A 12056-nucleotide genomic window follows, 5' to 3' on the forward strand; every position below is an offset into this window, starting at 1 on the left:
GGGGTATCAACATATCTGGCGTTGACTTTTGGCACGCTGTTGAGTTCTCAAGGAACGGACGCTTCCATCGGAACCCTTTCACAGGCTCCTCCGGGCGCTTCCCTTCGGTGTCCCCGACACTATCAGATGAATTCCGATGAGATTTCGGGGCTGCTTCCTCGTCGCTTTCCTTCGAAAAGGTGACGACCTCGAAGCTTCAGAAGTTCGGTGATGATGCTCCCACGCTGACCGCGTTCGGGGCAACTTCGCCAATCTACACCCCATGAAGCACCGCGTCAACGGTTCTCCGGGGGCTCGGAGAGCGTAGCAGGTTGATCGCCTCCGATGCACATCAGGCGACGGTGGGCGCCTCGGCCGTCCTGTCGGCCGCTACGACGTCGCCCGTCTCGCCCGCGCGAGCGGCCCGTCGCCCCACCACGTAGACGTAGAAGAGGAAGGCGACTTCCGCAGCGACTCCGACGGCGATGCGTGCCCACGTCGGCAGGCCGGAGGGGGTCACGAAGCCCTCGATGGCGCCCGACACCGCCAGCACGGCGGCCAGGCCGAGGGCCATGCCCAGTGCGGATCTGCCCTCCTGCGCGAGCGCGGCTCGTCGCGTTCGCGGCCCGGGGTCGATCACGGTCCACCCGAGTCTCAGGCCCGTTCCGGCGGCGACGAAGACGGCGGTCAGTTCGAGCAGGCCGTGAGGGAGGACCAGACCGAGGAAGGTGTCCAGCCGCCCTGCGGAGGACATGAGTCCGATGCCGATGCCGAGGTTCAGCATGTTCTGGAACAGCACCCACAGGACGGGGATGCCGAGCAGCACACCGAAGACCAGGCAGATCGCCGCCGCGCGGGCGTTGTTCGTCCACACCTGGGCCGCGAACGAGGTCGCCGGATGACTGGAGTAGTAGGACTCGTACTGGCCGCCCGGACGGGTCAGCTCCCGCAGTTCGTCCGGCGCGGCGACGGCCGCCTGGATCTCCGGGTGCGCGCCGATCCACCAACCGAGAGCGGCGGCCACGACCGTGGAGAGCAGCGCGGTGGGGACCCACCAGTGCCGCGCACGGTAGACGGCCGCCGGGAATCCGGCCGCGAAGAAGTGCCCGACGTCGCGCCAGGACGACCGGCGGGCACCCGTCACGGTGCTGCGGGCCCGGGCGACGAGGCTCGTCAGGCGGCCGGTGAGCTCCGGGTCGGGCGACGCGGACCTGACCTGAGAGAGATGGGTCGAGGTGCGCTGGTAGAGAGCGACCAGTTCGTCGGCCTCGGCACCGGTCAGCTTGCGACGGCGGCGCAGCAGCGTCTCCAGGCGCTCCCAGTCCGCTCGGTGGGCGGAGACAAAGACGTCCAGGTCCATGCGGAGAGCTTGGCAGACTCGTTGGCGGGGGCGGCAGACTGTTGCCACCCGGAGCGACGACGTACCGGCCCGGACCGGTGCCGCCTGAAGGGCGGAGGCCGCCGGTTCCGGGTTCGGGTTCGGGTTCGGGGATTCATCGGTGGGCGAGGAGGGTGTGCCGGGTGAACGAGCTGGTGACGGGGGACGCGGTCGTCCTCGGGCTGCGGCCGGCGCGCCTGCCCAGCCGCGCCTGTGCGGTGCTGATCGACCTGCTGCTCGTGTGGTCGCTGTACGTCGCGCTGTCCCTGCTGCTGCTCAGCGCCGTCTCCTCGCTGGACCTTGCGGCGGTGGCGGCGGTGCAGGTGGCGCTGTTCCTGCTGGTGCCGGTCGGGCTGCCGATCGCGGTCGAGACGCTGAGCCGCGGGCGGTCGGTGGGGAAGCTGGTGTTCGGCCTGCGCGTGGTGCGGGAGGACGGCGGACCCGTGCGATTCCGGCACGCGCTGACCCGTGGTGCCGTCGGGGTCGTGGAGATCCTGCTGACCTCGGGGGTTGTGGCGTGCGTCGCGTCGCTGGTGTCGGAGCGTGGCCGACGGCTCGGCGACGTGTTCGCGGGGACGCTGGTCGTGCGGGAGCGGGTACCGTCCGTGCGCGCCGAGCAGGCTCCGCCGTCTCCGGTCTGGCTGGAGGGACGCTTCGCGGGGCTGGATCTGTCCGCGGTGCCGGAGGGACTGTGGCTGGCGGTCCGGCAGTACCTGATGCGCGCGGGCCAGCTGGATCAGGCGGTGAGCCGGGGAATGGCGGAACGGCTGACGGCCGACCTCGCGGCCTGCACCGGCGCGCCGCCGCCTGCGGACGTGCCGCCGCCCCACTACCTCGCGGGCGTACTGGCGGAACGGCAGGCACGGGACGCCCGGCGCGCCTTCGGCCCGGCGGGCGCCAGAGCCGCGCGGGGAACGGCGCCGCTGTACGTCGGCGCCCCGGCGACGGAGGCCGCCCCGTCGGCCGCGCCGTCCCCCGGGGAGCGGTGGACTCCGCCGGGCGGGGACGCGACCCGGGGCGGCCACGGTGCGGGCGCCCGGTCCGCGGCTGCCCGCCGCCCGCCGGTCGTGGACGGCAGCACGTCACCGGGCCCGAGCAGCGGGTTCGTCCCCCCGGCCTGAGCGTCGCCGCGCGGGAGGCACGGGCCCTCACGCCTCCCGGGGGTCCTCCCCGGGGTCCTGGTCGTGATCCGCGAAGCCGGCGGGGATCTCCGGGAAGGTGGACGGCGGCGATTCCAGGTCCTCCAGTTCGACGCCCGGGGCGGCGAGGACCACGTCCCCCGCGAGGTGCACGGGCTGTTCCTCGCCGGTTTCCAGGTCGGTGACCCGGTAGTTCTCCACCGTCAGCGGGTCGTTGTCGGTGGCGTGTGCTTCCGTGGAACGCAGATGCCAGGACCGGTCGAGGGTGCGGGGCGCGAGGACGGGGGGTGCGAAGGAGACGAGGCGTACGCGGGTGGCGGGGGCTCCGGGCCGGGGTCGCAGCAGACGGGCCGTCGCCACGAGGAAGGCGGGGGAAGCTCCGGTGAAGCCGTGGGCCCTGGCGTTTCCCTCCTGCGCGTGCCGCCCGGCCGGGTCGGTGCGGACCCAGGTGACGCCGTCCATCGTGGCACCGCGCACCTGCCAGTCACCGGCCCGCAGTTCGAGGCGAAGAGTGCGCCCGAGGGTGTCGAGGGTGAGGTCGACGGAACCGGCGGGATCGCCGGAGGGGGTGAGGAGCTGGGAGACGTACCGCCAGCCGGAAGGGCCGGTGGCGCAGTGGAAGTGCTCCTCGCCGAGCGGGGCGTGGTCGTCGGGGTCGTGGAGGGAGTAGCGGCCGCGAGGCATGGCAGCGAGCCTACGTGCGTGCGCAGACGGGTACGCACGGCGCCTGCCGCACGCGCCGGCCGGGTGGCGACGGGCGCAGGCCCCCGACCGGGAGGTCGGAGGCCTGCGGGGTGCGCGGTGGGCGGGGCCGGACGGACGGGCCCGGCCCGTCCGCTCAGTACCGGTAGTGGTCCGGCTTGTACGGGCCCTCGACGGGCACGCCGATGTAGTCGGCCTGCTCCGGGCGGAGCTCGGTGAGGCGGGCGCCCAGCGCCTCCAGGTGGAGCCGGGCGACCTTCTCGTCGAGCTGCTTGGGGAGCACGTACACGCCGGTCGGGTAGGCCTCCGGCTTGGTGAAGAGCTCGATCTGCGCGATGGTCTGGTTCGCGAACGAGTTGGACATCACGAACGACGGGTGGCCGGTGGCGTTGCCCAGGTTCAGCAGACGGCCCTCCGACAGCAGGATGATCTTCTTGCCGTCCGGGAACGTCCAGGTGTGGACCTGCGGCTTCACCTCGTCCTTGACGATGCCCTCGATCGCGGCGAGGCCGGCCATGTCGATCTCGTTGTCGAAGTGGCCGATGTTGCCGACGATCGCCTGGTGCTTCATCCGGGCCATGTCGCCGGCCATGATGATGTCGCGGTTGCCGGTGGTGGTGATGAAGAGGTCCGCGGTGTCGAGGACGTCCTCGAGCCGGGCCACCTGGTAGCCGTCCATCGCGGCCTGGAGCGCGCAGATCGGGTCGATCTCGGTGACGATCACGCGGGCGCCCTGGCCGCGCAGGGACTCCGCGCAGCCCTTGCCGACGTCGCCGTAGCCGCAGACCACGGCGACCTTGCCGCCGATCAGGACGTCGGTGGCCCGGTTGATGCCGTCGACCAGCGAGTGGCGGCAGCCGTACTTGTTGTCGAACTTCGACTTGGTCACCGCGTCGTTCACGTTGATCGCGGGGAACAGCAGCGTGCCGGCCTGGTGCATCTCGTAGAGGCGGTGCACGCCGGTGGTGGTCTCCTCGGTGACCCCGCGGATCTCCGATGCCAGCTGCGTCCACTTCTGCGGGGTCTCGGCCAGCGTGCGGTTCAGCAGCTGGAGGATGACCCGGTGTTCGTCGTTCTCGGCGGTGTCGACCGAGGGGGCCGCGCCGGCCTTCTCGTACTCGACGCCCTTGTGGACGAGGAGGGTGGCGTCACCGCCGTCGTCCAGGATCATGTTCGGGCCGCCGGTCTCGGCGCCCGGCCAGGTCAGGGCCTGCTCGGTGCACCACCAGTACTCCTCCAGCGTCTCGCCCTTCCAGGCGAAGACGGGGACGCCCTGAGGGTTCTCGGGGGTGCCGTCCGGGCCGACGGCGACGGCTGCCGCCGCGTGGTCCTGGGTGGAGAAGATGTTGCAGGAGGCCCAGCGGACCTGCGCGCCCAGGGCGGTGAGGGTCTCGATGAGCACGGCCGTCTGCACGGTCATGTGCAGGGAGCCGGTGATCCGGGCACCGGCCAGCGGCTGCTGGGCGGCGAACTCCTCGCGGATCGCCATCAGGCCGGGCATCTCGTGCTCGGCGAGGGTGATCTCCTTGCGGCCGAAGACGGCCTGAGAGAGGTCTGCGACCTTGAAGTCGTGGGTCGACGTCGTGGCGGTCGTCGTCATGCGAACTGCATCTCCTCGGGGATGTCGAGGTGGCTGACTGGTCCGTGCCGCGGCGCATTCACGGGGCGCACGCCGACGCCCGTGACGCATCACGACGCACGTGTCCCCTGCCCGCAGCCCAGTCCGTCGGAGGCCCTCTCTCCCTCGGTGGCCCGCTCGTCCGGACCGCCCGACCGCCATCAGCAGCGACGACTGTGTTGCTACGAATCTACACCGCCCGCCCAGTCGAACGGATGGGATGGGGGAAACGCAAGGGCGGCTCGGGCTTCCGCCCGGCCGCCCTCACGCGTTCCCGCAGGTCAGACTCCGGCGTCCGCCTTCTCGGTGGTCGGCCGGTAGATGTCCGGTTCTAGGTAGATCACCCGAGCGATCGGCACCGCCTCACGGATGCGGGCCTCCGCCGCGTCGATGGCGCGGGCGACGTCGGCGGCCGAGTCGTGGTGCCGGACGGCGATCTTGGCCGCCACCAGCAGCTCCTCCGGACCGAGGTGCAGGGTGCGCATGTGGATCACGCCGGTCACGGTCTCCTCGTCGACCAGCACCTCGCGGATCGCGCGGACCTGCGACGCGTCCGCGGACTCGCCCAGCAGCAGCGACTTGGTCTCGGCGGCGAGCACGATCGCGATCAGCACCAGCAGGACGCCGATGCAGATGGTGCCGAGGCCGTCCCAGAAGGAGTCGCCGGTGATCACCGCGAGGCCCACGCCGAAGAGCGCGAGGAAGAGGCCGACGAGCGCGCCCAGGTCCTCCAGCAGCACGACCGGAAGCTCCGGCGCCTTGGCCCGGCGCACGAACTGCGTCCAGGTGAGCGAGCCGCGGACCGCGTTGGACTCCTGGATGGCGGTGCGGAAGGAGAACGTCTCCGCGATGATCGCGAAGACCAGCACGCCGACCGGCCACCACCAGTTGCTGAGTTCGTGGGGGTGCACGATCTTCTCGTAGCCCTCGTAGAGGGCGAAGACGCCGCCGACCGAGAAGAGCACGATGGAGACGATGAAGCTGTAGATGTAGCGCTCGCGCCCGTAGCCGAACGGGTGCTCCTCGCTGGCGGCCTTCTTCGCCTTCTTGCCGCCGACCAGCAGGAGCGCCTGGTTGCTCGAGTCGGCCAGGGAGTGAACCCCTTCGGCGAGCATCGAGGACGAGCCGCTGAAGGCGAACGCCACGAACTTGGCCACCGCGATGGACAGGTTGGCTGCCAGGGCGGCGACGATCGCCTTCGTTCCGCCTGATGCACTCATGTGCGAAGGGTCCCTTTCTGGTGGAGGCCCGGCCGCCTCGTGTCAGACGGCCACTGTGGCGCGGAAGATCGTACCTTCGCCGGAAACGCGGGGGCAGGCGGAGGCCGGAAGGTAGGCGGATCGTCCCCGGGCCAGGCGGAGTTCGCCGCCCGGCTCCCCGATGGTGCCGGACGGGTTCCCGCCCGCCGGGGCCTGCTGCCCCGCCTCGTCGACGAGGGTCACCTCCCCGTCCGTGCACAGCACGATCTGCGCCGTCGGCGCGTCCAGGCTCCGCGGTGCGCCGCCGGCTGCGAGGACGTGCCGGGACAGCCGGAACTCGCCGACGGGCGTCCGGTACACCTCCGCACCGTCGGCGTCGGGCTCGGGCACCAGCACACCCGGCCCGGTCGCCTCGAACCGCACGACGCGCAGCAGTTCGGGCACGTCCACGTGCTTGGACGTGAGGCCGCAGCGCAGCACGTTGTCCGAGCTCGCCATGATCTCCACGCCCAGCCCGGAGAGGTAGGCGTGCGGCACCCCGGCATCGAGGTAGAGCGCCTCCCCCGGTCGCAGGCGGACGAAGTGGAGCAGCATCGCGGCCAACAGGCCGGGATCGCCCGGGTGGTGGCGCGCGATTCCGGCGTAGGCGGCGTAGTCGTCGGCGTGCGGTCCCGGTTCCCCGGCGAGGCGGCTCGCCGCTGTCGCCGCCCGCCGGACGGTGTCCGCGATCTCGTCACGGTCCGCGGAGAGGACGGCGGTGAGCACCTCGCGCAGGGCGGCCTCCTCGGGGCGGGCCCGCAGGATGTCCGCGTAGGGCTTGAGTCCGTCGACGTCCAGGGAGGCCAGCAGTCGGGCGGCCTCGGCGGCCGGCCGGAAGCCGCACAGCCCTTCGAACGGTGTGAGCGCGGCGAGGAGTTCGGGCTTGTGCTGGTCGTCCTTGTAGTTGCGGTGCGGGGCGTCCCGCGGGACGCCCCGGGCCTCCTCGTCCGCGAAACCGGCGACGGCCTGCGCAGGGTCCGGGTGCACCTGGAGGGAGAGCGGCTGCGCCGCGGCGAGCAGCTTCAGCAGGAACGGCAGCCGGGGGCCGAAGGCGGCGACCGCGGCAGCGCCCAGTTCGCCGTCCGGGTCCGCGGCGATCACCTCGGAGAGGGGGACGGGCCCGCTGCCCCGGTCGACCAGGGACGGCGCGCCCGGGTGGGCGCCCATCCACAGCTCCGCCTGCGGTGCGCCCGTGGGGTGTTCGCCGAGCAGCTCGGGCAGGGCGGTGGGCGAGCCCCAGGCGTAGGGGCGAACGGTGTTCTGCAGACGGTCCATGGGGTGACGGGCTTTCCGTGCGAGTGCGTGTACGTGCCGCCGGCGGGCCCCGGCCTGGGGTGTGGCGGGGCCGCACCGCCGCGACGGCCGGGTCAGGATGCGTCGCCGAGAGCGAGCGTGAGGTAAACGGCGGTGAAATCCAGCGTGGCGATCAGTTCCGCGGCGGCCTGCAGGGGGTCGCTGCCCTCGCCGGGCTCCAGCTCGCTGAGCGGCGTGCCCCGCGTGTACGCGAGGTCGCGGGCCGCCACCACGGCGGAGTCCGCGCCGGGCGCGTGCTCGCGGAGCAGCACGACACGGGTGTGCAGCGGTTCCTGCGACTCGACGCGGTCGCGGAAGAAGTCGTCCTCCGCAGATCCTCCGGGGGTGAACGCGTCGGCGAGCAGGCGGCCGTGCACCTCGATCGCCTCCGGCAGCGCGGCCACCAGCGCGGGACGTCCCGCCTGCGCGGCCAGCACGGTGGCGGAGTGCCGGGCGGCGGCGCCCGCGACCGGGCCCTCGCTCCACAGCAGCGGCAGTGCTCCGGCGAGTTCGGCGGCGAGGGTCTTGGCGGGGTTGCCGAAGGTCTCCACGGCCGGGCCGCAGCGCTCGGCGACCCCGTCGAGCCGGTCGGCCAGCGCCTCCAGCGCCGCCCACGGCGCGGGAAGCAGGCCGAGCCGGTCGGTCAGCGCGAGGAGGGGGGTGAGCAGAGCCCACAGGGTGCCGGGGGCGGTACGTGCGGCCGCCCCGGGCAGGTTCCCGGTGCCGGTGGCCGCGTCGGCGTCGAGAGAGCCCGCGGACGGGCCGGGTGCCAGGGGCACGGCCAGGCCGTGCGTCTCGGTGACCGCCTCGGCCACCGGCGTGCGGGGCGGGGCCACACCGACGACGGTGCAGCCGCGCCGGTAGGCCTGGTCGGTCAGTGCGGTGAGGCCCGGCTCGTCGCCGGACGGCGAGGTGAGCAGCAGCAGGTCCAGTGGGCCGGCCCAGCCCGGCAGCGCCCAGCGCAGCGCGCCCGGCGCGGGGAGGTCACCGGTGGGATGCAGCAGGTTCACGGTCACGGTGCCGTTGCCCAGGGCGTCGAGGAGTTCCGCGACGCAGGCGGTGACCGGTCCGGGGCCCGCCACCAGGACGGAACGGGGGCGGCCGTCCGGACGCAGGTCGGCGAGGCCGGCCTCGTGGGCCTGCCGTACGGCGGTGCGGACGCGGGCACCCGACTCGGCGGCGTCGCGCAGCAGACCGTCGGCGTCGGCGCGGGCGAGTGCGTCCGGGTCGTCCAGCAGCGACTCGTCGAGCATCGTACGGAGCCTCCTGTCGGTCGAACGCGGATGGCGTCGGACGTCGCCGGGGCCGCGCGGCCGTGGGGTGTGCGGGTGTGCCGGCGCGGGGTGTGCTGCCGTTGGGCGGTGCGGGTGCACGGGTGCGGGCACCCGCCGCGGCGCGCGGCGGCGGCGTCAGGCCGGGGTGCGGGCCTCGTCGACGAGCAGGACCGGGATGCCGTCCCGGACCGGGTAGGCGAGGCCGCACGTGGAGCTGGTGCACACCAGCTCGGCGGTGGCGCCGGGCTTGTCGGTGCTCCCCTCCGCGCTCCCCGCCGGGGCCGTGGCGGCCGACTCCGCGGAGGGCTCCTCCTCGCGGAGCGGGGCGTGGCACGCCGGGCAGGCGAGGATCTGGAGAAGGCCGGCTTCGAGCGGCATGGACGGTCCCTTCGCGAGGCGGGCTCGGCTGTGGGGTCAGGGTACCGCTGCGGGCGGGGCGGCCGGGTCGCCCGTGGGACCACACCGCGGGTGCGCTCCGTCCCGCCCCGCCCGTCCCGTGCACCCGGGGAGTCGCCCCCCGGGGGTCCCCGGCGCACCCCGGCGGCGCGGCGCGGCGCCACGGGCTGTCCCGTCGAACGACGCGCCGCCGCAGCCGAGTTGGAGGGACCGCACCGGAACGGCACCGGGCGGACGCCCGGGCAGAGAGCCGTACGGGCTCGGCCGCGGCCACCGTCGGACGGACCGCACCGCCGGCCGGAGGACTCCGCCGCGGCCGGCCGACTTCTCGGCGGGCGGGAAGCCCCTCAGGCGCGGAGGAGGCCGAGGGCCTCGTCGCGGACGCGGGAGACCGTCGCCGCGTCGCGGGCCTCGACGTTGAGGCGGAGAAGGGGCTCGGTGTTGGAGGGGCGGAGGTTGAACCACCAGTCGTCGGCGGTGACGGTCAGGCCGTCGAGTTCGTCGAGGGTGACGCCCTCGCGCCCGGCGTAGGCTTCGCGGACGGCGGCCATGCTGGCGGCCTGGTCGTCGACGACGCTGTTGATCTCCCCCGACGCGGCGTACCGGTCGTAGCGGGAGACCAGGTCGGACAGCGGCCCGTCCTGGCCGCCGAGGGCGGCGAGGACGTGCAGCGCGGCGAGCATGCCGGTGTCGGCGTTCCAGAAGTCGCGGAAGTAGTAGTGGGCGGAGTGCTCGCCGCCGAAGAGGGCGCCGGTGCGTGCCATCTCCTCCTTGATGAACGAGTGCCCGACCCGGGTGCGTACCGGCGTGCCCCCGGCCTCGCGCACGATCTCGGGCACGGACCACGAGGTGATGCAGTTGTGGATCACCGTGGAGCCGGGGTCCTTGGCGAGTTCGCGCTCGGCGACGAGTGCGGTGATGGCGGAGGGGGAGACGGGGTCGCCGGCTTCGTCGACGACGAAGCAGCGGTCGGCGTCGCCGTCGAAGGCGAGACCGATGTCGGCCCCGGTCTCGCGGACGCGGGCCTGCAGGTCGACGATGTTCTTCGGGTCGAGCGGGTTGGCCTCGTGATGCGGGAACGTGCCGTCCAGCTCGAAGTACAGCGCGTCGAGTTCGAGCGGCAGGCCCTCGAAGACGGTGGGCACGGTGTGGCCGCCCATGCCGTTGCCCGCGTCGACGACGACCTTCAGGGGCCGGATGCCGCGGAGGTCGACGAGGTTGCGCAGGTGGTCGGCGTAGGCGCCGAGCACGTCGCGCCGGGTGACCGTGCCCGGGGTGGCGTCGGTGGCGGGAAGCCCGGACGCGGCCCAGGACTCGACGCGTGCACGGATGTCGGCGAGCCCGGTGTCCTGGCCGACGGGTGCGGCCCCGGCGCGGCACATCTTGATGCCGTTGTACTGCGCGGGGTTGTGCGAGGCGGTGAACATGGCACCGGGCAGGCCGAAGTGGCCGCTGGCGAAGTAGAGCTGGTCGGTGGAGCAGAGCCCGATCTCGGTGACGTCCGCCCCGCGTTTGGCGGCGCCCCGGGCGAAGGAGCCGGACAGGCCCGGCGAGGAGGGCCGCATGTCGTGACCGACGACGATCGCTTCGGCGCCGGTCACCTGCACGAACGCGGCGCCGAAGAGTTCGGCGAGGTGCTCGTCCCACTGGTCCGGTACGACGCCGCGCACGTCGTACGCCTTCACGATCTGCGACAGGTCTGTCACGGCCACCCTGCACTCCCGAGGTCGACGGCGGGCCGCCAAATCTACCCGGCGCGCCACCGGGGCACCGGTGGCGGGAGGGCGGCGTCGCCGGTCAGGAGTCGGGGGAGCGCAGCACCCGCAGGTGGCCGCGCCGGGCGACCTCCATCGGGTCGGTGTCGCGGCGCCGCGGCCCGGACGGGTCGGCGGGCGGGGCGTCGGCGCCGGGGCGGCCGCGGGTGCGGGCGGCCTCGCGGACGGCGTCGGCCAGGGCTTCCAGATCGTCGCCGCTGGGGCGGACGTGCGCCGGGTCGAGGGCGAGCCGTACGACCTCCCAGCCGCGCGGGGCGGTGAGGCGTTCGGAGTGCTCGGCGCACAGGTCGTAGCAGTGCGGTTCGGCGTAGGTCGCGAGCGGCCCGAGGACGGCGGTCGAGTCCGCGTAGACGTACGTCAGCGTGGCCACGGCGGGGCGGCCGCACGCGGTGCGTGAACAGCGACGTACAGGACTCACGACGTTGGACGGTACCGCACTTGTGAGCGGGCTGCGACGACTCTCCTTCAGCTCACCCGGCCGTGTCGTCCGCTTCGCCGGAAACGCCCCACGCGTGGGGAGCCGTACTGACCTGCGGCCCGGTCCTGGCCACCGGGCGGACGGGCGGACGGCCCCCGCAGGACGGGCCGGACGACGGTCGGGGAGGTGCGGCGAAACGGTCGTTCCGCGCGAGATCACCGGTCGGGCGGCGGACGGAGACGGACGGCAAAGCGCACCGGAACGGTCGCCCGGCGACACATCCGCCCGTCCGTGCGGTCCCTTCCGCCGCACGGGGGCTCCGGAGGGGTGCCGACCCGGGTGGGACGGCTACGCTTTTTCGGTGATGAGCGACGCCGTCCCGCCCCGGGTCTCCGACCGGCGGCCGCGCCACCGGGACCGACACGGCCGCGGCATGCGCGGGCCGGTCGCCCCGCCGCAGGTGCCGCTGGCCGTGAGCAGGTCGGAGGCCTTCGACGATCTGGTCCGCGACTCGGCGCACCGGCTGGAGCGGCACTGGCCGCAACTGGCGGGCGTCGACTTCGCCGTCCAGGAGGTGCCGCGCGCCGACGGCATGCCCGCCGACGGCGTGACCGTGCCGCTGGGCCGCCTGGTGCCGGCGCACGGGCACCGGCCGGACTGCGTGGTGGTCTACCGGCGCCCGGTGGAGCTGCGCACGAAGAGCCGCGACGAGCGCGCGCTGCTGGTGCACGAGGTCGTGGTGGAGCAGGTCGCCGAGCTGCTCGGCCTCTCCCCCGAGTCCGTCGACCCCCGGTACGGACAGGACTGAGACGGGGGACCGGACCCGAGCGACCGGGGCGGTGCAGG

Annotated in this window: 11 protein-coding genes; 2 read left to right on the top strand and 9 right to left on the bottom strand. The window is 73.5% G+C overall.

Features of this window, described 5'->3' with window-relative positions; all coding sequences use genetic code 11:
* Positions 1-331: 331 nt before the first annotated feature.
* Positions 332-1339 carry a stage II sporulation protein M gene (locus tag RM572_RS26670; RefSeq protein WP_311675946.1) on the bottom strand — a complete coding sequence of 336 codons (1008 nt, stop codon included), beginning with the start codon at positions 1337-1339 and terminating at the stop codon, positions 332-334.
* Between the two features lie 161 nt (positions 1340-1500).
* On the opposite strand from RM572_RS26670, the gene RM572_RS26675 reads away from it, so the two are divergent.
* A complete protein-coding gene (locus RM572_RS26675) occupies positions 1501-2478 on the top strand; it encodes an RDD family protein (RefSeq protein ID WP_311675947.1) in 978 nt (325 codons plus the stop codon).
* 27 nt (positions 2479-2505) lie between these two features.
* Here RM572_RS26675 and RM572_RS26680 read toward each other — a convergent pair whose 3' ends face one another.
* The 8 genes from RM572_RS26680 to RM572_RS26715 all read right to left on the bottom strand — a co-directional run bounded on the left by RM572_RS26680 (position 2506) and on the right by RM572_RS26715 (position 11261).
* The gene (locus tag RM572_RS26680) at positions 2506-3180 is read right to left on the bottom strand and encodes a hypothetical protein (RefSeq protein WP_311675948.1); all 675 of its coding nucleotides are present in this window, start codon (positions 3178-3180) and stop codon (positions 2506-2508) included.
* 154 nt (positions 3181-3334) lie between these two features.
* Positions 3335-4798: an adenosylhomocysteinase gene (gene ahcY, locus RM572_RS26685; protein ID WP_136183867.1), complete on the bottom strand. Its 1464-nt coding sequence runs from the start codon at positions 4796-4798 to the stop codon at positions 3335-3337.
* Between the two features lie 299 nt (positions 4799-5097).
* Positions 5098-6036, bottom strand: coding sequence for a cation diffusion facilitator family transporter (locus RM572_RS26690; RefSeq protein WP_311675949.1), 939 nt, complete (start codon positions 6034-6036; stop codon positions 5098-5100).
* Between the two features lie 42 nt (positions 6037-6078).
* Positions 6079-7329 (bottom strand): mannose-6-phosphate isomerase, class I, encoded by a 1251-nt coding sequence (gene manA, locus RM572_RS26695; protein ID WP_311675950.1) that lies wholly within the window; start codon positions 7327-7329, stop codon positions 6079-6081.
* Between the two features lie 92 nt (positions 7330-7421).
* Positions 7422-8600: an SIS domain-containing protein gene (locus tag RM572_RS26700; protein ID WP_311675951.1), complete on the bottom strand. Its 1179-nt coding sequence runs from the start codon at positions 8598-8600 to the stop codon at positions 7422-7424.
* 156 nt (positions 8601-8756) lie between these two features.
* Entirely contained in the window at positions 8757-8999 is a 243-nt protein-coding gene (locus RM572_RS26705) for a Trm112 family protein (protein WP_311675952.1), read from the bottom strand.
* A 365-nt stretch (positions 9000-9364) separates the two neighbouring features.
* Positions 9365-10723, bottom strand: a complete 1359-nt coding sequence (locus RM572_RS26710) for a phosphomannomutase/phosphoglucomutase (protein WP_311675970.1) — start codon at positions 10721-10723, stop codon at positions 9365-9367.
* A gap of 91 nt (positions 10724-10814) precedes the next feature.
* Positions 10815-11261 carry a DUF3499 domain-containing protein gene (locus RM572_RS26715; RefSeq protein ID WP_078528992.1) on the bottom strand — a complete coding sequence of 149 codons (447 nt, stop codon included), beginning with the start codon at positions 11259-11261 and terminating at the stop codon, positions 10815-10817.
* 313 nt (positions 11262-11574) lie between these two features.
* Here RM572_RS26715 and RM572_RS26720 point away from each other — a divergent pair, with 313 nt between their 5' ends.
* Positions 11575-12018 carry a metallopeptidase family protein gene (locus tag RM572_RS26720; RefSeq protein WP_027763972.1) on the top strand — a complete coding sequence of 148 codons (444 nt, stop codon included), beginning with the start codon at positions 11575-11577 and terminating at the stop codon, positions 12016-12018.
* The last annotated feature ends 38 nt before the right edge of the window (positions 12019-12056 follow it).

The sequence above is a fragment of the Streptomyces hazeniae genome (assembly GCF_031845485.1).
GTDB classification, from domain to species: Bacteria; Actinomycetota; Actinomycetes; order Streptomycetales; family Streptomycetaceae; genus Streptomyces; species Streptomyces hazeniae.